The organism is Komagataeibacter melaceti, assembly GCF_003403295.1.
Classification (GTDB): Bacteria; Pseudomonadota; Alphaproteobacteria; order Acetobacterales; family Acetobacteraceae; genus Komagataeibacter; species Komagataeibacter melaceti.
Window position 1 is genome coordinate 44,016 of record NZ_QUWV01000071.1, and the last position, 21,099, is coordinate 65,114.

The window sequence follows — 21,099 nt, forward strand, 5'->3', positions numbered from 1 at the left end:
GTCAGTCTTCCTCATCCAGAAAATCCATGGAGCGTGGTGTCGCTGCCCCCATGGCCTTGCGCAGCCATGGCGGGGGGTTGCCGGACATCATGGTCTGCACACGTTCGATAACGGACGGTATGCTCTGCGCCGTGGGCAGCTTGACCGGGTGGATGCGCGCGCCCACCACCTTGGCTGCGGCCGGTCCGCCAATCGCCAGCACGAAAAGCAGGTTGCAACCGGTCAGGGCCTCGACCTTGGGGCCGATCCTGTCATCCCCTTCAACCTTGTGCGCGCCAGATTCGTCCGACACTTCATCAAAGCCCACGGCCTCGACAAAATGCGCCTCGTCCGGGGTTACGTCCCATACGGCAAACCGGCGCGCCGAGCCGAAATGCGCGTTCAGGGACTTCATATCCTGCGTCGCGATCGCGATACGCAGCCGGGGCACGGGTGCAGTCTCGGCTTTACCTGCGCCACCATCGGCTGGCGCGGGATCAATGAGCTGCAAGTGACGCGCTGTCATGCACAATCTCCTCGTTGAAAGGGGCAGGCCGCGCGGGCGCGAAATCGTCCGGCTTGTGTTCATGCATCTGCCCCATGAACAGGTTGGCGACACGGAAAATGAGGTCCCGCGTGCCGCAGTACCCAACCGTGTGCATATGAGCCGTGCCCAGCCGGTCAAAAATGGGAAAACCCACCCGCAGCAGGGGAATGCCCAGCCGCCGGGCGGACTGTCGGCCATGGCTGTGGGTTACCAGAAGATCCGCCCCGCCAGCGGCACGCACCGCATCCTCCATATCCGTCAGATCGCCAATGATGACGCGCTCCGTCGGGATCTGGGCCAGGTTGGGGGAATTGGCGGTGGACGCCACGGCGGCCACGATTTTCGCGCCCATGCTGGTAAAGAACTGCGACAGGCTGAACAGCAGGTCCGGGTCCGCCGCAATGGCGATCCGCTTGCCACCAAAATGGAAGTGCCCGTCCAGCATCGCATCCAGAAGCTGGCTGCGCTGGCGGCGGTAGCGCCCCGGCACCGCCCGGCCCGAAATATGTGAAAGCAGGGACAGCAGGCGGTCATTGGGCGCCAGCCCCGTCAGGGTGGAAAATACCGTTACCGGCACACCGGTCAGGCTGCACAGCAGGTCGGCGGGCTGGCGCATATGTTCGCCAATGGCGATGGTATGCACGGCGCGCGCCATCTGCGCCACTTCCTCCAGCCTTGCGCCACCCTGCGTTGTTGCGCACCAGTCCTCGGCAATGTGCCCGTCCAGCGAGCCGGACAGGTCCGGCAGGATAACCGGGTACAGCCCGAAACTTTCAATCAGGTCACGCAGGTACTCGATGTCGGCAGGCGTCTGGTTGACACCCGGCAGGACATTGACTTGCTGGAAGGATGTCACGGCGGGCGACCATGGCGCCACCACGCCATCAATGACCGCACTGACTGCTGCGGCCCATCCATCCTCCAGGGCACCTATGTAATCAGGGGTGGAGGCGAATACGACGGACGTGTCCGCCAGTTCGGGCTGTCGCGCAAGGATCAGCTTCAGGTCCCCGGCATAATCCTCGCCCCGCGTTTCCACCAGCGCGGTGGAGGCTATGCCGATAAAACGCGGTTTCATCCGGCGCTGCAGGTTCAGCAGGGCTTCTTCCATATTGCCCGCCGCACCCAGAATGGTCGCGACTTCATCCATCGCGGTTGTCTGTAGCGGGATGGCCTCCTTGTAATGCCGGACAAGCAGCACGAGCGCGAAGGACGTACACCCCTGCGACCCATGCAGCAGCGGCACCGCCCCCTCTATGCCCAGATAGCCCAGCGCAGCACCCAGTGGCGTGGACGACTTGAGCGGGTTGATGGAGACGGGCTTACGTGACTTGATGATTTCAGCCATCTATCCCTCCCTTGCCAGGGGTGTCAGGCGGGGCACGTTATCGTCCAGCCAGTCTTCCGTTTCACCTTCCTCCCACGGCGCCAGACGCCGCACTTCCGCCCAGACCGGATTGGACAGCGAACGGTCGAGTTCCTGCACCAGCGTGACCATGCCGTCATATCCGGCATAGGCTTCATGGCGTTCCTGATTGATGTCGAGCCATGGCACCCGCGCCTTGAGTGCGACAAACTGCGTGCGCCCGCCCGATAGCAGGATGTCGGCATCACCCCGGCGGAGCTGGGCATACATCTCACGCGGGGGAATGCTTTCGACCATGTGCGCATCCCCGCCCATGATGTCTTTGATTTTCTGCTTGTCGTTATCGGTGGATTTGCGGACCGAGGTGCCGACCACCACCATCCCCATCTCCTGCAGGGCGGATACGATCGACCATGATTTGACGCCGCCCGTGTAAAGCAGCACGCGCTTGCCAGCCAGGCGCTGGCGATAGGGTTCGATCCGCGCCCATGCCCGCGCTTCCTCCGCCGCAATCAGGGCCTCGGTCCGGGCAATCAGGTCTTCGGGCGCGCCGCGCGACACCAGCAGTTTCGCCACCGAGCGCAGGGCGGTGGAGGTGTCGCTTATGCCGTAAAATGACCCCTCAAAATAAGGGATGCCCCAGCGTTCTTCCATCTTGCGTGCGACATTGATGAGTGCGGTCGAGCACACCATCATGTTCACTTTCGCACGGTGCGCGGACGCCACTTCGCGATACCGGGCATCGCCCGTCACACAGGCATGCACACGGATGCCAAGAGCCTCGAACAGGGGCCGGACCTGCCACAGTTCACCGGACAGGTTGTATTCACCTAAAATATTGATGTCGAAAGGCGTGCTGACTTCCGGCTCCATCGTACCGATCACATGATCGAGCAGGGCCTCGCCCGCCAGCTTGTTGCCCAGATTCTTGGACCCCACAAATCCCGGCGCATCCACGGGTATGCAGGGCGTGCCGAGTTTGTCGGATGCATAGGCGCATACCGCGCCGATATCATCACCGATCAATGCGGGAACACAGGTGGAATAAACGAAAACGGCAGGTGGCGCGTAGCGCGCGATCACCTCCTTGATGGCTTTGTACAGTCTTTTTTCGCCCGTCCCCATGACAATATCCATCTGGGACAGGTCGGTCGTCACCCCCAGCCGGTACAGCCTTGGCCCGGAACTGGCCGCATGCCGGTTGTCCCAGCCATTGCCTTCACACGCCAGCGGACCATGAACGAGATGGACCACATCCGTAATTGGCTGAAGCGCGATCTTGGCGCCATCAAACGCGCAGCCGCCCGCAGCCGCACCCGGCGTCAGCGGTTTGGAGCAACCTTTCTTGCGTTCCTTCTCACCTTTTGCCGCGTTCTTGTCGCAGCCCGGCTCGTTGAACAGTTCGGCAACCTTCGCCTTCAAAGCGTCGCTCATCGTCCTCTCCAACCTGTTTTCCCGCGCATCCGGGCGGCACATAGCCGCCCGGCGCGAACATTAGCGTGTCAGATCAAAGGAATAATCCGTCACGCCGGGGTCCATCGTCTCGTCGTCCAGCTTGTCGAAAATCTTGTCCAGCAACGTCACCAGAACACGCAGCGCGCCCTGATAACCCCATACCGGGAAGCGGTGATGATGATGCCGGTCAAAGATCGGGAACATGAGGCGGATCAGCGGGGTATTGGTGTCACGCTCCAGATACTTGCCATAGGAATTGCCGATCAGCAGATCGACTTCCTCGGTGGCCAGCAGCGAACGCATGTGCCACAGGTCCTTGCCGCCCCATGCCTTGCAGCCAGCGCCAAAGGGCGAGCTGTCGAACAGGGCCTGCATCTTTTCTTCCCAGGCCTTGCTGCCGTTGGTGGCCAGGCAGTGCTTCGGCTCGCCACCCGTTTCCATGATGAAGCGCGCCATGCCGTACACGAAGTCGGGGTCACCGTAGATCGCGTAGGTCTTGCCGTGCAGCCAGGACTGGCTATCGGCCATCGCGTCAATCAGGCGGCCACGCTCCATTTCCAGTTCCTGCGGGATGGGCTTGCCCGACAGTTCGGAGATGGTCTGGAGCAGTTCGTCAGTTCCCGCCACACCCAGCGGGTAATGCAGGGCCGCCGTCTTCTGGCCAAAGCCCGCGCAGTATTCAAGGGTCTTGGGCGTGCAGTATTCCTGCAGCGAGATCGTGGCCGCCGCGTTGACCGCGTCACGCGCCGCTTCGATCTTGGTGCCGCCGTCATACATGCGGAACTCACCATCCGACGGGGTATCGAACTGGTCCGACACATCCGACAGGATCGTGTATTCCACACCCATCAGGCCGAGGATGCGCTTGAGTTCACGGTTGTTACCCACCGCAAAACCGTCAAAACCCGGAATGATGTTGATGGAGGTGTTGGGAACGGCAGTCCTGCCCTTCCAGAAATGCTCGAGGATGCCCTTGAGCATGTTGTCGTAGCCGGTGACATGGCTGCCGACGAATGCCGGGGTGTGGGCGAAAGGAACGTCGTATTCCTTGGGTACCGAGCCCTTTTCCTTGGCGGTCTGGATAAAGGCATGCAGGTCATCGCCGATGACTTCCGCCATGCAGGTGGTCGAGACCGCGATCATCTTGGGGTCGTACAGCTTGTAGGTGTTGGCCAGGCCATCCACCATGTTGTTCAGGCCGCCGAACACCGCCGCATCTTCCGTCATGGACGAGGAAACCGCCGAGGAGGGTTCCTTGAAATGCCGTGACAGGTGCGAACGGTAATACGCCACGCAGCCCTGTGAGCCATGCACGAAGCTCATGGTCCGTTCAAAGCCGGACGCCACGAAAACCGCGCCCAGCGGCTGGCATGCCTTGGCCGGATTGACCGACAGCGACGTGCGGGCAAAGTTCTTTTCACGGTAGTCCCAGCTTTTGGTCCAGTCCGCGATTTCGGTTACTTTCTCAGCCGGAGGCATATTCTCCAGCTTCGCCTTTTCGGCCAGCATCTGCTTGTATTCCGGTTCCCGGAACAGCGGCGCATGGTCGAGGATCTTATCAACATTTTGAGGCATGGTAATGGGAATCCTTTCACATACCCGCGTGCGCCATACGGCACGCGGGCCGCTTTATGGCCTCAGGCAGCTTTTTTCCACGGAGCCTTGAACATGCTCCAGACAGGATTGTTGATGGCGAGATCCATGTCGCGCGCGAAGATGGCGAACCCATCATAGCCGTGATACGGACCCGAATAATCCCATGAATGCATCTGGCGGAAGGGAATGCCCATCTTCTGGACGGGGTATTTTTCCTTGATGCCCGAGCCGACCAGATCGGGACGGATACCTTCAATGAACTTTTCCAGTTCATAGCCGGTCACGTCATCATAGATCAGCGTGCCTTCCTTAACGTAATGACCGGTGCGCTGGTAATCATCGTTATGGGCGAACTCATAACCCGTTCCGGTGATTTCCATGCCCAGATCGTTATAGGCATTGACCACGTGACGCGGGCGCAGGCCGCCGACGTACAGCATGACCTTCTTGCCCTCGAGGCGCGGACGGAACTTTTCAAGGACCGCATCGACCAGCGGCTGGTACTTCGCAATGACGCGCTCGGCACCTTCCATGATCCTGTCATCAAACAGCGCGGCAATCTTGCGCAGGGAGGCCGCGATCTGCGACGGGCCGAAGAAGTTGTATTCCACCCAGGGGATACCGTACTTCTCTTCCATGTGGCGGCAGATGTAGTTCATGGAACGGTAGCAGTGGATCAGGTTCAGCTTCGCCTTGGGCGCGCGTTCCATTTCCGCCAGCGTCGCATCACCGGACCAGTTGCCGACCACGCGCAGGCCCATTTCCTCAAGCAGGATACGCGAAGACCATGCATCGCCACCGATGTTGTAGTCACCGATCACGTTGACATCGTACGGCGTCGTCTCGAATTCCTCGGGGCTGTCGTTCTTGTCGAACACCCAGTCCCGGATCGCGTCATTGGCGATGTGATGGCCGAGTGACTGGGAAACGCCACGGAACCCCTCGCAGCGGACCGGCACGATGGTCTTGCCGATTTCTTTTTTCTTCTTGCGCGAAACGGCTTCGATATCGTCACCGATCAGGCCGATCGGGCATTCGGACTGCACCGAAATTCCCTTGGCCAGCGGAAACAGGGTGTCGATCTCGTCAATGATCGTTTCCAGCTTCTTGTCACCGCCGAACACGATGTCCTTTTCCTGGAAATCGGACGTGAACTGCATGGTGACGAAGCTGTCAACACCGGTATTGCCGATGTAGTAATTGCGGCGCTGCGACCATGAATACTGGCCACATCCGACCGGGCCATGGCTGATATGGACCATGTCCTTGACCGGACCCCACACCACGCCCTTCGAGCCAGCATAGGCGCAGCCGCGGATGGTCATGACACCCGGGATGGACTTCACATTCGACTTGACCGCGCAATCGCTGAGGACTTCGCCCTCGGCGGAATCGGCCTTTTCTTCCTCGGTCGGCGCCTTGGCGACACTGAGGTGCTTCTGCCGCCGCTTTTTGGCCTTGTCCGGGTACGCTTCCAGCACTTCCGCGATCAGGCGGGCGTGGAACTCGCTTTCGTTAACGTCTTTGTCCAAACTCATTTTCTTGGTCCCCTTCGTGGAAGCGGGAAACGATGTCCGGCAGTCTCCCGCCGGACATCCTGACAATCAGAGCGAAGCCGCGGCGGAGGCCTTGGCCTCCCTGGCTGCCAGTTCGGCAAGCGCCTGCTCGTCGGATTTCATGATGCCGAATTCCAGCAGCATGTCTTCCAGCTCTTCCATGGTGATCGGGGTCGGGATCGTGCCCTGGCCCGAATTCGCATGCACCTTTTCCGCCAGCGTGCGGTATTCGCCCGCCTGCTTGGAATCCGGCGCATACTGGATCACGGTCTGGCGGCGCAGTTCCGCATGCTGCACGATATTGTCGCGCGGCACGAAGTGAACCAGCTTGGAGTTCAGGCGCTTGGCCAGCGCGTCGGCCAGATCATATTCACGGTCGGTCTGGCGTTCGTTGCAGATCAGCCCGCCCAGACGCACGCCGCCGGAATGGGCGTATTTCAGGATGCCCTTGGCGATGTTGTTGGCGGCGTACAGGGCCATCATCTCGCCGGACATGACGATGTAGATTTCCTGCGCCTTGTTTTCACGGATCGGCATGGCGAACCCGCCGCAGACCACGTCGCCCAGCACGTCGTAGGAGACGTAATCAACGTCGTCATACGCGCCGTTTTCCTCGAGGAAGTTGATCGAGGTGATCACGCCGCGTCCCGCGCAGCCGACGCCGGGTTCCGGGCCACCGGACTCAACGCACTTGATGCCCTTGTAGCCCAGCTTCAGAACGTCTTCGAGTTCAAGGTCCTCGACCGAACCGGCTTCCGCCGCCAGGCTCAGGACCGTATCCTGCGCCTTGGCGTTCAGGATCAGACGGGTGGAGTCCGCCTTGGGATCGCAGCCGACGATCAGGATTTTCTGGCCCATTTCGACCAGCGCCGCGAGGGTATTCTGAGAGGTCGTCGACTTGCCGATACCTCCCTTTCCATAAAAGGCGATTTGGCGAAGCTTGCTCATGATATCGTCCTGTTTTCCGATAAATCGCATGACTGCGGACTCTTAGGCCCGCCAATAAGGACATCCGCAAACAGCGTGCCATCATGGGAATAATAAAAAGAAAGGCTGCTTTACTCAGTAACCGACAGTTTTTTGACCGGTTTGTCGCGCTTCGTACAAAGGCGACAATAAAACGGGACCGATCCTGCTTTACTCCACGACCATAAAAAAACCGCTGCGCAGGGAACATGCGCAGCGGCTGGGCGGAAGATATCCGGGGGCGGGAAAACGTGAACTCAGGCCACCAGCATCTCCGCCATCGCATCCAGCGAGATACAGACGGGCCGGATGCCATTGATCTCCAGAAAACGCAGTTCATTGCGTGACATCACTTCCGGCTCCACCACCGCGTAATAGGGGCCGGCGGAGCGTTTCATGATCTGCCGGGCATAGATGCGCAGCATCTGGTCATCAAAGCGACAACCGAGGAACACAAAGCCACATTCGGCACGCCGGAACCTGACAATCTCCGGTATGGGTGTCTGAATGTCGATTTCCGTCAGGACCTCGACATAATCGGAATCCGCAATCAGGTAGTTATGGGCAGGTGTGACCGAACCATGCGGTTTGTACAGGATGGTTTTCCAGCCCCGTGCTTCCCCGACCGGCACTTCCTGACCGGCCGCGTCATAGGCGCGGAACCACTGGAACTCACCAATACCCGCGCGGGTGATACCCTGAATTTCACCCCATGCATCCGGCGGGCAGCCTGCTTCAAGTGCCGTGCGCATGGCGCCGTCGTACCAGGTATCAACAATCAGGGGCGGGGCGTAGGCGGCCAGCATCTCATGCAGGCCCACGGGCTGCACCGGCTCGGCATACGCCTTGTCCATTAGCGCCGTAAGGGTGGAACGGTGGCGGCGGCTTTCAATATACTGCGCCGCCGCCCACGGGTTGCCGCGCGCCCGCTTGGGCAGGGCGACCTGCCGGCCCAGAAACGCCGCCAGATCGGCCGGGCTTGCGGGTACATCGCCCGGTGGCCGCAATTCGCTAACCCCCGTGCCCAGATACGGGATCAGCCGCCCCGCACGCAGGCCCGCGCTGATTTCGTGGGTGACGTCACTCATGTACCCTCCCCTTCCTCGCTCAGCTTGCGGGCATTGACCGTAATCGGCAGCCGGGGCTCCGCATCCATTTCCGGCAGTTCAAGCACCCAGCCATTCTTGAGCCTGATCCATCCGCCCCACAGCGCATCATGCTGCTGGGCAATGACGGGCTCTTCCAGATCCTTCTTGGGTACGTAAATCGACAGTCCACGCGTATCCCGCCGCACCATGACCTTCATTTTACTGCCTCTGCTTCCAGGTTGAGTTCGCGCGCGCGCATGCCGACCACGGTTCCACGGTCGATAAATTCGACGGCATAAATGTAATAGCGTTGAAGAAAGACACCGATGTCGCGCACGTAACCGACATCGCCCTTGTGAACCAGCATTTCCCCGATTTCGCGGCCCGCGAATGTCCCGTCATTTTTTACGTAACGGGTCGCGCGCACTTTCGTGCCGGGCATGAAAACGGGCTGCCTGCGGATCTCGACTTCTTCCTCACGTCCCAGTCCCATCGGGGTGTTCCTTCCTGACATCTTCAGACAGACGACACTTGATCAGATCCTGAATGAGCGGTTCATCGTCATCGGCAAGTTCATGCAGCATGTCGGATGGCAGCCGCTCGATCGCGGTGTAACGCACGCGCAGGTCTTCATCGGTGGCCAGGATCGCAAGCAGCGGCGTCGCCACGCGCGTTGCCACAATCTGGCGCACCGTCGGTTCGGGATCAGCCAGCATGGACGAAAGATAGGCCGGTGCGATGCGGCGGGCGACCCACCGGCGCACATCGGCATCCACGTCCCGCACGGCTGTCAGCAGCATTTCCGGCACAAGGCGGCGCACCACCATAAGCCGGACCCCTGCGTCCTCATCGGCCAGAAGCCCGATCAGGTCCCTGCCCTCCAGCCTGCTGGCCAGTGCGATCCTGACGCGGCGGTCGGGATCGGTGGACAGGGGCAGGATACGTGCAACCGGCAGGCGCAGGACCGCCCCGACCCTGACCTCCCCTTCCGGGTCGTCCAGCATCGGGGGAAGCCGGAATATGGTGCAGTACCGCACCGCGATGGCCCGGACTTCATCATAGGGGTGATCGAGGTATTCATCCGCCACCGACGGGTTATGGCGGAAGAACCTGTCCACCCGCCGCGCCCGGCGGTCGCGCACGCAGCTACGCCCCCGCTGGCACCGGCCATCGCGATGCATGGGTTCATGCCGGCAGTCGCGACAGCGTACCTGATGCCCCTGCCAGTCCACGGCTTCGTGCGTGAAATCGGCAGGGGCGCGAGCCGTGTCGTGTGTCGGCGTGTCCTCACTCATGCGACAGCCCCCCGGAACAGGTCAGGCCGGGATGCAGGTATTGGGAACCGGGCAGACTTCCGCGCACTGGGCCACGTCAAAATGCCCTTCACATTCCGTGCACTTCTTGGGGTTGATGACGTACAGGTCGTTCTTGAGCGTGATCGCGCCGTTGGGACATTCGAATTCGCAGGCACCGCATACCGTGCACTGGGATGTAACAATCTTGTAGGCCATGGGTCTTTCTCCTGTGGGTTATATTGAAAAAATCCGGTTTTCAGGCTGTCTGCCGGATTTCCGTTCCGAATTTGGCGGAATACCAGCCGGTAATCCCGGCCTCGATCCAGTCATGCGCGTAGTCATGGCTGACCTCGATCCCGGCTTCGTTGAGGCTATCACGCGGGCAGTCCCCAACCCTGGCGCACAGCACGGCGCGCACGCCTTCCAGCGCCTCGATCGTGCTGTCCAGCGTCGCGTCCTCGCCCCAGCCACCTTCGCAGTAATTGTCCACCTTGCGATGGCCGGTGAAGGTGATCCCCGCTGCCGAGACCTCGTAGATCTGGAATTCACGGGCATGGCCGAAATGCTGGTTGATCCGCCCGCCACCCTTGGTCGCAACCGCCACCAGCACCGGGGTCTCCGCATCGATCCCGGCCAGCATCGCCCCGGCGGCCTCGCGCTGCTTCATGTGCTCGCCGCGCTCCTGCGCCACGACCTCACGATAGCTTTCCCGGCGTGACGGGTCGTAGGACACTTCATCGGCCAACTGGTCCATCGTGAATTCCTGCCCGCGGTCCTCACCCAGCAGGCCGACTGCATCTGCCCGGCACTGGCGGCAATGCCGCATGAGCTTGGTCCCGTCGGACAGGCGGTCCTGCAGGGCCTTGAGTTCCTGCGCCTTTGGCCCACGCTGCCCGGTCAGGCCGAAATGCGTGCCATGCGCGGGGTCGGAAATCAGCGGCATGATGTTGTGCAGGAAAGCGCCCTTCGCCTTGACGACGCGGTTCACCTCGATCAGGTGTTCGTCATTGATACCGGGGATCATGACGGAATTGATCTTGGTCAGGATGCCGCGCGCAGTCAGCATCTCCAGCCCGAGCATCTGACGCTCATGCAGGATTTTCGAGGCGTCCAGACCCGTCCAGCGTTTATTCCTGTAGAAAATCCACGGATAGATCTTCGTCCCGATTTCCGGATCAACCATGTTGATCGTGATCGTGACATGGTCGATGTTCATTTCCGCGATTTCATCGACATGGTCAGGCAGGGCCAGGCCGTTTGTCGAGAGGCACAGTTTGATGTCCGGAATATCCTGTGACACCTGTGCAAAGGTTTCGCGCGTCTTTTTCCAGTCGTAACAGGCATCACCCGGCCCGGCGATGCCGAGGACGGAAAGCTGCGGCACCTCGTTGGCCACCGTAATGACCTTGCGCCGCGCCTGCACGGGCGTCAGCTTTTCCGATACGACACCGGGGCGGCTTTCATTCGCGCAGTCATATTTGCGGTTACAGTAATTGCACTGGATGTTGCATGCGGGCGCCACGGCCACGTGCATGCGGGCGAAATAATGATGCGCCTCCTCCGAATAGCAGGGGTGATCCTTGACCTTTTCCCATATTTCCGGGGGCAGGTCGGACGGACCATCGGAACTTCCGCAACTGGATGAAGAACATCCGCCCTCACCGCTCAGGGCCGAACGCATACCCTGCGCATCCTGCGGTGCAAGCATATCCAGACTGATGAGCTGTGCCATTGCCATTCTCCGGACTGACTTTCGCTAATCAGGTCCGGCGCAAGAAGCATGCCATCGCGGGGATGGCGGGTTCCGGTGCCCCCGCAACCCCCCGCGTCAGGAGAGCGACAGGAATGTGTCAACCACGACAATTCCGACACGCATTTCCCGTCAGAATTTTTTAATGGAAATCCCGTTCTTGCGCAGGGCATAGCCGATCTGGCGCGGGGTCAGGCCCAGTATGCGCGCGGCCTTGGCCTGCACCCATCCCGCCGTTTCCATAGCCTCGATCAGTTCTTCGCGCTGCGCGCTCCATTCTCCCTGCGCAGCCGAACAGACCGAGGAGGACGGACAGGTCGCCGCCGGGTCAGGGGCCGATGACGCGGCAGGGGCTGCAACGACTTCATCAACCGGCAGGGACGGCACGGGCGGCGGTGGGGCCGGAACAGTGTCCTTATCCACCGTGCCGGTGCTGTCCTGCGCCAGTTGCGGGCCGGGTAATGAGGACGCAGGTGTAGGATTGCGCCAGAAAATGGAGGAAAGGCATCCATCACTCCGGCAGGCGAAATCCTGCGCGGTAATGACATCTCCCTGCGCGAGGGTTGCCGTCCTGCGAATACAGTTTTCCAGTTCACGCACATTGCCGGGGAAGTAGCACGCAGTCAGCACATCCACGCCGGTGGGATCAATGGACAGGTCGGTATGGTTGCTTTCGTTAAAGCGACGGAGGAATTCCTCGGCCAGCAACGGAATATCGGACATGCGCTCACGCAGGGCGGGCAGAAAAATGGGGATCACACTCAGGCGGTAATACAGGTCGGCACGGAAGCGCCCCTTGCTGACCGCCTCTTCAAGGTTACGGTTTGTCGCCGTCACGATGCGGACATTGACCTTGAGCGTACGCGTGCCTCCCACACGCTCGAATTCCCCATCCTGAAGCACACGGAGCAGCTTGGCCTGAAAACTGGGTGAAATCTCACCGATCTCATCCATGAACAGCGTGCCGCCATCAGCCAGTTCAAAGCGCCCCTTGCGCTGGTTGAGTGCTCCAGTAAACGCCCCCTTTTCATGCCCGAACAGTTCGGATTCCAGCACACTTTCAGGCAGGGCGGCGCAATTCAGTTTAACGAAAGGCTTGTTCTGCCGGGGGGATGCCATATGGATGGCGCGGGCAAAAAGCTCCTTGCCCGTGCCGGACTCACCACGCAACAGGACGGTGACGTTACTGCGGGCCACGATCTCGATTTTCTTGAGCACGGCGCGCAGGGCCGGGCTGTTGCCCACAATGCCGAAATCATTCCCGCTTTCCTCCCCTTCCGTCAGGGCCTTGCGTTCATGTGCGACATCTTTCATCAGCCGTTCACGGTCACGCTGCACCAGGCGGTGCAGGCGCAGCATCTGCCCCATAAGCCCCGCGACCATGGAAAGCAGGCTGACATCAATACTGCCGACAACTGAATCCTGTGCAATCGCGGGCCGGTCCAGAATCAGGACACCAACCACCTGTTCACGGCTGATGATGGGCACGCCGATGATCCCGATGCGACCGGGGCCGACCTCCCACGCCGGGGCCCTGGCAAAACCGTATTTCATATCCAGCGCCACATCCGGTACCAGCAATGGTTGCTGGCTGGTAACGATCTGCCCGATGGCCTGTTCGGGCATGCTGCCGACATAGGTTCTGGCGGCAACGGGATCGGCATAGGTGCTGATGACCGTATCGTTGTTTTCCGCCTCATCGAACAGGACAACGGCGGCGTTGTTCATATCGACAAAGTTTTCAAGAATGGTCAGGACGCTTTTGATGATTCCGGAAGTTTCCGTTGGCGCACACAAAATTTTTGAAATTTCATGCAGCCCGAATAAAGCGCGTTCCGCCCATGTTGACTGGCCTGCCATGTTGACGGGCCGACAGGGAATGTGATCCGCAGGCATGTCTATTGCCTCCCCCCACTTCTCCAACTGCACCCAGATATGCTCCTTCGGGATGCATAGACATGACACCCCGGCACAGGAGTTACAACCTTCATTTTAAAAATATGAAACATATCATCCCAGAATTCGATAACAAATTTCTTAGATTTTCTATTTCCATTATTTTTCTAATGCTTACGTCTTGTCGTATATATTCGTTCGGGAATAGATATATGTTCCGTTTTATATAGATGTCCGGAATACTTACTCTGCATAACGCTCTTCGGGCAGTCTTTCGGACCGGCTGCGCACGTACAGGTGCGCCCAGTCAAGCAGGCTTGCGCTGCGCGGCGGCAGGACCGGTGCAGCATGATCCTGACCAATAAATGCCTCCCACGCCGGAAGGTGATTACGGCTTACGACAACGACCACCGGGATGCCCCGGCAGATGGCTTCCGCTATTTCCGTGCGCAGGCCGCCGCCTTCGGCCTCCCGCACACCGAACCGGTTGATGAACAGCACATCGGGGGCCTGTTCGATTCGTGTTCGCAACGTCACCGCAATCGTGCCCATTGCATCCATATCCAGCGTGCATGCACGCGCGCCCGCGCCGCGATAGCGGTCCAGCCGGACCAGGGAGCCATCCGTCAGGTCATGCACATACATCTCGTACCGGCCGTCGCTGCGCAGCCGGCCGCGCTTCTGGACAAAGCCGCCAACCTCCAGCCCTCGCGCACGCAGGATGGTGATTGCATGCCACAAAGCCATCTCGACTTCCTGCGGGTCATTGTCCTGCATGATGACCGCAATCGGATAGGCGTATGAACCTGCGTGGTCTGGCATCTTTGTGCTCCCCTATCTTGATTGACAGTCCGGCACACGCAATTTTCGTGCCGAAACCTGCACCGGATTATGACAGAACTTTTTCAGTACCGAATATCACGCTGTATTTATATATCGTTTCTACATAGTTCCATAACGTGGCATGGCTTTTGCGTGTAACCTGTCATCTCTGGCGTTTGCCCGGACCTTTCGGCGCATTGGCGGACGTACCCCGCCTGCCCCGCACAGGTTCACGGCCCGGACAAAAGGTACTGCAATGCGTGCATTCCGCCTGATCCTGCTTGTGCCCGCCACCATCATCGCGCTGCTTGCCGCGCGACAGGCCATGGCCGACCCGCTCCGGCTGGCCGTTGCCGCGAATTTCACCGGGACCGCGCAGCAGCTTGTGGCGGAATTTACACAAAATACCGGCATAACCGCGACAATCAGTTCCGGTTCAAGCGGGCAGCTTTTCATGCAGGTCACGCAGGGCGCGCCGTTTGATATTTTCCTCAGCGCGGATACGAAGCGCCCGACCGACCTGATCGCCAACGGGCTGGGGGTGACTACGTCCCGTTTCACCTATGCCATTGGCCAACTGGTTCTGTGGAGCCCCGCTACGCAGACCCGGCCGGATGAACATGAACTGCGCCAGGCTGCTTTCACGCATCTGGCCATCTGCAACCCCAATACCGCCCCCTACGGCACCGCCGCCATTGAAACACTGGACAGGCTTGGCCTGCATACCATGCTTCAGCCCAGGCTGGTGGTGGCGCAGTCGGTCAGCCAGGCACTGGAACTGGCGCAGAGCGGCAATGCCGAACTGGCCTTCGTCGCACTGGCCCAGATCCGCCCGCTGCGGGAAGGATCCTACTGGCTTGTGCCCCCGGCCTTGTACACTCCCATCCGGCAGGATGCGATCCTGCTCACCCGGGCGGAAAATGATGACCATGCGCGAAAGTTCATGGCGTTCCTGCATGGCGCAAAAGCTGCCAGCCTGATCAGGGAAGCCGGTTATCTTACGGACACTCCGGCGCAAGACCCTGCGCCATGACGGTCCTCTCCCCCGACGTGACGGAAGCGGTGGTCCTGACGCTGGAACTGGCAGCGGTAACGACAACCCTGCTGATTGCGCTTGCGCTCCCGATTTCATGGTGGCTGGCATGGCCGCGGCGGTGGTGGAAGTCCGTCATTGGCGCCATCATCTCACTGCCCCTTGTCCTGCCGCCCAGTGTGCTGGGGTTTTATTTTCTGGTGGCTTTCGGGCCGTCAGGGCCCGGCGGATGGATTGCGCATCTGTGGGGCGCGCGTACGCTTGCCTTCACCTTTCCCGGTCTGGTGATCGGTTCCCTGCTCTATGCCCTGCCCTTTGCCGTGCAGCCCATCCACAATGCATTCCACGCCATGGGACGCAGGCCGCTGGAAGTCGCGGCGACGCTTGGCGCCTCGCCATGGCGGACCTTCCATAGTGTTGTCATTCCGCTGGCATGGCCCGGCATAGCCACGGCCATCGTGCTGGGCTTTGCCCATACGGTGGGTGAATTCGGCATTGTGCTCATGATTGGCGGGGACATTCCGGGTCATACACGGGTGCTGTCAGTCGCACTGTACGACTATGTGGAAAATGCCCGCTGGCATGAGGCGAATATCATCGCGGCGGGCATGGTCGTGTTCTCGTTCATTACGATCATGCTTCTATCCTCCCTCCAGCTTCGTAGCCGGGGGCATGATTCATGAACAGCGGGCGGGGTCTTCAGGCCGCTTTCCGGGGCGGCACCGGCGGGTTTTGTTATGATGTGGAATTCAGCGCGCCCACCCACGGCGTGACCGCCCTGTTCGGCCCCTCTGGCTGCGGAAAAAGCACGATCCTGCGCTGCATTGCCGGTCTGGAACGGGCGCGGGAGGGTTACTGCCACTTCAACGGCCAGATATGGCAGGACAGCCACCGCTTCGTGCCGACGTGGGAACGGCCGATCGGTTTCGTGTTCCAGGACCCCTCCCTTTTTACGCATATGTCCGTCAGGCAGAACCTGCTTTTTGGCGCATCTGGCGGCACGCGGGCGCAGCAGCAATCCGCTTTTTCGGAAACCATTGCGATGCTGGACCTTGAACCCCTGCTTAGTCGTGGCGTGACCCATCTGTCGGGTGGAGAAAAACAGCGTGTGGCCATTGGCCGCGCCCTGCTGCGCCGGCCCGCGCTGCTGCTGATGGATGAACCCCTGTCCGCCCTGGACCAGCCCAGAAAGCAGGAAATCCTGCCCTATCTGCGCACACTGTGCCGGAATGCCAGCATTCCCGTCGTGTATATCTCCCACGATCCCGATGAAATCGCGTGCCTGACAGACCGCGTCATAACGCTGGATTCAGGTCACGTTACCCACAGGCCCACATGGGACGACAGGCAGGCGTTCACGCCCCGGCCATCTGCCGCCGGTCCCGATGTTATGATGGGAACATAAAACCATGGCTACAGGTCATCGCCAGGAACTAGGACAGCATCAGGGTCTGTTCATAAGCGTCCGCATGCGGCAGTCGCTTCAGATCCTTCAGTTCTCCAACGCCGAACTGCAGGAATTCCTCGCCAGCGAAGTCGAGAAGAACCCCATCCTCGAACAGCCGCATGAGACGGAGGAGGCTCCCGTGCCCTCACGGGTGAAGGATACCGTATCCTACGCCTCCATCCGTGATTCCGGCGCCACGGCGCAGCGCTGGATGCACGATGGCGGGCTGGATGATGACGGCATGGCCCGCATTGCCGACAGCGCCCCACCACTGCGTGAGCGTATATTCGAACAGTTCGTACTCTCGGGCTGCACCCTGGCCGAGCGTGAAATCGGTGCGCACCTGATCAGCGGGCTTGATGCCGTCGGCCGCCTGTCGCTCCCGCCCGGGGAGATTGCCGGTATGCTCGGGGTGCCTGCATCGCAGGTCGAAGCGGTGCGGCAGCGGATGATGCGCCTGGACCCGCCGGGGCTGTTTGCACAATCCCTGCATGAATGCCTGCGGGTCCAGTTGGAAGAGCGGAACCGGATGGACCCGGCAATGGAAAAACTGCTGGAAAATCTCGACCTGCTGGCACGTCATGACCTCAAGCGGCTATGCCAGGTCTGTAATGTGGACCTTGAGGACATGCACGATATGGTCTCCGACCTGCGTGCACTCAATCCGAAACCGGGCGCGGAGGCATTATCGGGCAATCCGGGTCTGGCCGTGCCTGACATATTGATGGAACACACCCCGGAATCCGGCTGGATACTGGAACTGAACCCCGATACAACACCACGTGTTGTCATAAACAGCGCCCTCAGCACCCGTATTTCCCTACGTGCCCACGCAACGGAGCGCGCCTTTCTGGCGGAGCATCTGACCAGCGCGAACTGGCTGATCCGCTCGCTCCAGCAAAGAAGCATAACGATCCTGCGTGTCGCCACGGAGATCATGCGGCGTCAGGAAAAATTCCTGACACAGGGGCCCGCGGGCCTTGCACCACTGACGCTGCGCATGGTGGCGGAAAGCCTTGATATGCACGAAAGCACCGTCAGCCGTGTTACGGCCAACAAATATATTGCCACCGTTCGTGGCATCCTGCCGCTCAAGTTCTTCTTTGTCGCGGCCCTGCCGGGGCAGAATGGCGAGATGCACAGCAGCCTCGCCATCCAGAACCAGATCAGGCAGATGATCCAGGGGGAACAGCCAACCGCCCCGTTATCGGATGACGCCATTGCGGCCCAACTGCGCGGCAAAGGGATAGAAGTCGCCCGGCGCACCGTTGCAAAATACCGCGAGGGCATGGGCTTTCCCAATTCGGTCCAGCGCAGGCAGCGTGCCAACAGTTCCATAGCACCTGCCTGAAGGGATGGCACGGGCCGTTTCCATTACTGAACGGACCGGGATCATTCAGGGCCTTTTGTGATCGTTATTGCGAAGCATGTGGCCACAAACCCGTCGATGGCAAGTTTCAGATGATGCTGGTTGGTGCTTATTCCCAGCTCCTCGCTCACATTGTTCATCAGGTGCCCGCCCCATGGCGGCACATCAATGAACTGGTCCATCGGACGGTTGCCCGCATTGAAATCAAGCTGTGCGACCTTGTGCCCTGCCGCCTCCATTTTCCGGGCGAATTCCTCAATATGTTTGCGCTGGAACAGAACGGTTATCCAGTTGTCTATGGTCGGTCCATCCGGGTTGATGTTGAATTCCATCGTATGGACCGCCGTACCGCCGGGGCGGAGGGTGCGGAGGGAGTTCTCAATAAAATCCAGTCCTTTCTGGATTGATCCCAGATGCTCCAGCGCGCAGATCGACCAGCAGAAATCATATCCGGAAAGGTCATCCGGTATGGCATTCATATCCACAAACCGGTGACTGACCATGCGGTTGAAAGTATCCCTGTCAACCAGATGCTCCATATACGCATTTTCCAGCGTCTGCGCATATTCATTACTGCTCATCCACCCCGAAGTCTGCTGATGTTCGGGCGGCAGGTCGGTAATGGTTGTGCTGACCCCCTTGGCGGCAAGGTAACTGGGGATCGGTTCAACGCCGCAGCCAAACCCCAGCCCCTTCTTATCTGGGGAAATATTGCCCGTGGAATACAATGCCTGAAGCAGATAGGTGTGTTCCCATATCTTTCTATGGAGAATGAGGGGAACCTTCAGCTCGGATGTCCAGTATCGGGACCAGTCGCTTTCCATATCCTCCTGAGTGCAGAGTTTGGATTTTATCGCTATATCCTGCGGCCCATCATGCTGGACAGGTGGCAGGGCATCTACCAGCGAACGTGCCAGACGGTACCCCATTGCCTTGATATTCAACGAAGTTGCGTCAATATTACGCAACCTCTCATTCAGTGCGTTAATATTCGGCTGTGAATCCTGATTGACAAGACTAAGCAGAAGACGCAGTTTCCGTTCATTATATTCATCCGAGATCGCGTTAACCTGCTTTTCTAATATTGCCCTCACTCTCCTGTTTAACGGACGTGTGATAAACGCACTGATTTTCTTTTTTATGCTCATGGGGGGCCTATGTATGATTTTTCATGGTCCGCTGCGGACTGACTGTTACTGCACACCTAAACCATTGTGGAAAATGAATAAAACGAAAATCAACCTGTAACACGTTGCGTTGCATAACTGCCAATAGCCGGTGACGGCCCGCAGGTTGTAACACATTGTCGGTATGTTCAAGGATTTCGTCAGCCCGTCTTCTCAGGGTTGATGAGACAGTCACTGTTGCTGGCTACCACAACATTCCGCCTGCTACAGGCTTTGGGGAACGCTCCTTCACCCCGCCTGCCCGCTACAGAAATTGCAAGAGGCCACCGGTAAATTATACCGGAGGGGTTTCCAGCAGGCACCTTGCCCGCACCAAATAGGCCGCCTGCCGATCGGGTTCAGGCCCTGTCATAACGTCTTTCAAAAACGCCATGGTGTTCCAGGTCCGCAATACCCGCAGGGTGAATGGCATTCTTTTTGCGGCGGGACACTCAGGGGGAGCGCATGTTCATTTGCCCGGTTTTCCACAGGCCGGACGGTGCATGCAGTCAATATGGAAAACAGGGCACCAGCGGTACGGAAAAGAAATATATCCTCCTTCAACCACCATGCACCATCCATAACCGGATGACCGACGAGTGACGGAAGATACCAGCCTGAATACTGTCGTAATTACGACATTCTGACGTCTGCGTTCCTACCATTCAACCAAAGCCAAAAGGAATTTAATCCGGGAAACAAATGTTTTTTATGAATTTATTAATTATTCTGGAAAATCATGGCAGGTTTGCTATCATCACAGCATTGCATGAACAGGTTCGCGTGTTTCGCCGCCCCAAGAACAATGACCAGATGAATTTTAAAAACAGCGTATCGCAATAGATACCTGCCGTTGGATCAATGCTGTTCCACAACATGGGACCGGCGTGGATCGTAATCATACCATCAAGAGCTTCACACATACGTTTCCGGAGTATCCGATGCCGAACACGCTGCGCAAAATAGCCGAAGCAGACAGAGTGAAGGCTGAAATCCAGGCTGTGAGCGAGCGTCTGGAACTCATGCAGATGACCCCGCAGAACTGCACGGCACTCCGCGCGCTCAAGGCACTGGTCCAGCGGGAACTCCCGGTTGCCCTTGATAAATTTTATGGTCAGGTCCGCCAGAACCCCGCCACAAGAAAATTTTTTGCATCCGAGACGGATATCGAACATGCAAAAGGGGCGCAGGCCGTCCACTGGGGTAATATTTCAAGCGGCAATTTCAATCATGACTATGCCGCCCGCGTGCGCAGGATCGGCATGGTGCATGCGCGTATCGGCCTTGAACCCCGCTGGTACATAGGCGGATACGCCATCATCCTTGACCATCTCATCAAGGCGGCGATCAAGGAGCACTTCCCCAAAAAGCGGCTGTTCTCCGATTCAGGCATGAATGCCGCCGAGTTCGGGGAGACACTGGGCAGCCTGTCGAAGGCCGTGATGCTGGACATGGATCTCGCCATTTCCGTCTATATCGACGAGGCGGAGAAAGCCAGGCTGGCAGGCCAGACCGACGCGACATCAAAGGAGCAGGAACTGGTATGCGAGAGCTTTGGCAAGGCCATGACGCGCATTGCCAACAAGGACCTGACCTGCGAACTGGCCGCCGAACTGCCTGAAGCCTATGAACCGCTCCGCGCCGACTTCAATAACGCGGTGGGCACGCTGCGGCAGTCGCTGCAGTCCGTGGCACAGGTGACCGGCTCGATCGAAGGTGCGATCCGTGAGATCAGCTGTGCGGCGGATGACCTGTCCCGCCGCACACT

The 21,099-nt window shown here is 59.3% G+C and carries 20 protein-coding genes; 5 read left to right on the plus strand and 15 right to left on the minus strand.

Going from position 1 to position 21,099, the window contains the following annotated elements; all coding sequences use genetic code 11:
• Position 1: 1 nt before the first annotated feature.
• The 14 genes from nifX to DY926_RS09450 form a co-directional block, all read right to left on the minus strand.
• Complete coding sequence (nifX, locus tag DY926_RS09385; RefSeq protein WP_116703136.1) at positions 2–505, minus strand: nitrogen fixation protein NifX; 504 nt, start codon at positions 503–505, stop codon at positions 2–4.
• Entirely contained in the window at positions 477–1,874 is a 1,398-nt protein-coding gene (nifN, locus tag DY926_RS09390) for a nitrogenase iron-molybdenum cofactor biosynthesis protein NifN (RefSeq protein ID WP_116703137.1), read from the minus strand. Before nifN ends, nifX begins: the two co-directional genes overlap by 29 nt.
• On the minus strand, positions 1,875–3,326 hold the full coding sequence (gene nifE, locus DY926_RS09395) for a nitrogenase iron-molybdenum cofactor biosynthesis protein NifE (RefSeq protein WP_116703138.1): 1,452 nt from the start codon (positions 3,324–3,326) through the stop codon (positions 1,875–1,877).
• 60 nt (positions 3,327–3,386) lie between these two features.
• Positions 3,387–4,922, minus strand: coding sequence for a nitrogenase molybdenum-iron protein subunit beta (nifK, locus tag DY926_RS09400; RefSeq protein ID WP_116703139.1), 1,536 nt, complete (start codon positions 4,920–4,922; stop codon positions 3,387–3,389).
• A 62-nt stretch (positions 4,923–4,984) separates the two neighbouring features.
• A complete protein-coding gene (gene nifD, locus DY926_RS09405) occupies positions 4,985–6,481 on the minus strand; it encodes a nitrogenase molybdenum-iron protein alpha chain (protein WP_116703140.1) in 1,497 nt (498 codons plus the stop codon).
• 66 nt (positions 6,482–6,547) lie between these two features.
• The gene (gene nifH, locus DY926_RS09410; protein WP_116703141.1) at positions 6,548–7,447 is read right to left on the minus strand and encodes a nitrogenase iron protein; all 900 of its coding nucleotides are present in this window, start codon (positions 7,445–7,447) and stop codon (positions 6,548–6,550) included.
• Positions 7,448–7,722: 275 nt separating this feature from the next.
• Positions 7,723–8,553 (minus strand): SIR2 family NAD-dependent protein deacylase, encoded by an 831-nt coding sequence (locus DY926_RS09415; RefSeq protein ID WP_116703142.1) that lies wholly within the window; start codon positions 8,551–8,553, stop codon positions 7,723–7,725.
• Positions 8,550–8,771, minus strand: coding sequence for a putative nitrogen fixation protein NifT (gene nifT, locus DY926_RS09420; RefSeq protein WP_116703143.1), 222 nt, complete (start codon positions 8,769–8,771; stop codon positions 8,550–8,552). Before nifT ends, DY926_RS09415 begins: the two co-directional genes overlap by 4 nt.
• Positions 8,768–9,046, minus strand: a complete 279-nt coding sequence (locus tag DY926_RS09425; protein WP_116703144.1) for a nitrogen fixation protein NifZ — start codon at positions 9,044–9,046, stop codon at positions 8,768–8,770. Before DY926_RS09425 ends, nifT begins: the two co-directional genes overlap by 4 nt.
• Positions 9,030–9,848 (minus strand): 4Fe4S-binding leucine-rich repeat protein, encoded by an 819-nt coding sequence (locus DY926_RS09430; protein ID WP_116703145.1) that lies wholly within the window; start codon positions 9,846–9,848, stop codon positions 9,030–9,032. Before DY926_RS09430 ends, DY926_RS09425 begins: the two co-directional genes overlap by 17 nt.
• Positions 9,849–9,869: 21 nt before the next feature.
• On the minus strand, positions 9,870–10,064 hold the full coding sequence (locus DY926_RS09435; RefSeq protein ID WP_025812209.1) for a 4Fe-4S binding protein: 195 nt from the start codon (positions 10,062–10,064) through the stop codon (positions 9,870–9,872).
• Positions 10,065–10,104: 40 nt separating this feature from the next.
• The gene (nifB, locus tag DY926_RS09440) at positions 10,105–11,580 is read right to left on the minus strand and encodes a nitrogenase cofactor biosynthesis protein NifB (RefSeq protein WP_116703146.1); all 1,476 of its coding nucleotides are present in this window, start codon (positions 11,578–11,580) and stop codon (positions 10,105–10,107) included.
• Between the two features lie 150 nt (positions 11,581–11,730).
• Positions 11,731–13,494 carry a nif-specific transcriptional activator NifA gene (gene nifA / locus DY926_RS09445; RefSeq protein ID WP_116703147.1) on the minus strand — a complete coding sequence of 588 codons (1,764 nt, stop codon included), beginning with the start codon at positions 13,492–13,494 and terminating at the stop codon, positions 11,731–11,733.
• A gap of 243 nt (positions 13,495–13,737) precedes the next feature.
• Entirely contained in the window at positions 13,738–14,316 is a 579-nt protein-coding gene (locus DY926_RS09450; RefSeq protein WP_116703148.1) for a DUF2478 domain-containing protein, read from the minus strand.
• Between the two features lie 256 nt (positions 14,317–14,572).
• Between DY926_RS09450 and modA the strand changes: the two genes are divergently transcribed.
• The 4 genes from modA to rpoN are packed head-to-tail and all read left to right on the plus strand — an operon-like array spanning position 14,573 to position 18,147.
• Positions 14,573–15,349, plus strand: coding sequence for a molybdate ABC transporter substrate-binding protein (modA, locus tag DY926_RS09455; RefSeq protein WP_116703149.1), 777 nt, complete (start codon positions 14,573–14,575; stop codon positions 15,347–15,349).
• Positions 15,346–16,032: a molybdate ABC transporter permease subunit gene (gene modB, locus DY926_RS09460; protein WP_116703150.1), complete on the plus strand. Its 687-nt coding sequence runs from the start codon at positions 15,346–15,348 to the stop codon at positions 16,030–16,032. The genes modA and modB overlap by 4 nt, the downstream gene beginning before the upstream one ends.
• Positions 16,029–16,754: a molybdenum ABC transporter ATP-binding protein gene (locus DY926_RS09465; protein ID WP_116703151.1), complete on the plus strand. Its 726-nt coding sequence runs from the start codon at positions 16,029–16,031 to the stop codon at positions 16,752–16,754. The genes modB and DY926_RS09465 overlap by 4 nt, the downstream gene beginning before the upstream one ends.
• A 4-nt stretch (positions 16,755–16,758) precedes the next feature.
• Entirely contained in the window at positions 16,759–18,147 is a 1,389-nt protein-coding gene (rpoN, locus tag DY926_RS09470; protein WP_116703152.1) for an RNA polymerase factor sigma-54, read from the plus strand.
• A gap of 41 nt (positions 18,148–18,188) precedes the next feature.
• Here rpoN and DY926_RS09475 read toward each other — a convergent pair whose 3' ends face one another.
• Positions 18,189–19,313 (minus strand): hypothetical protein, encoded by a 1,125-nt coding sequence (locus DY926_RS09475; protein WP_196778570.1) that lies wholly within the window; start codon positions 19,311–19,313, stop codon positions 18,189–18,191.
• Positions 19,314–20,272: 959 nt separating this feature from the next.
• Between DY926_RS09475 and DY926_RS09480 the strand changes: the two genes are divergently transcribed.
• Positions 20,273–21,099, plus strand: an 827-nt coding sequence (locus tag DY926_RS09480; RefSeq protein WP_241503140.1) for a protoglobin domain-containing protein, incomplete at its 3' end; no start/stop codon positions are given.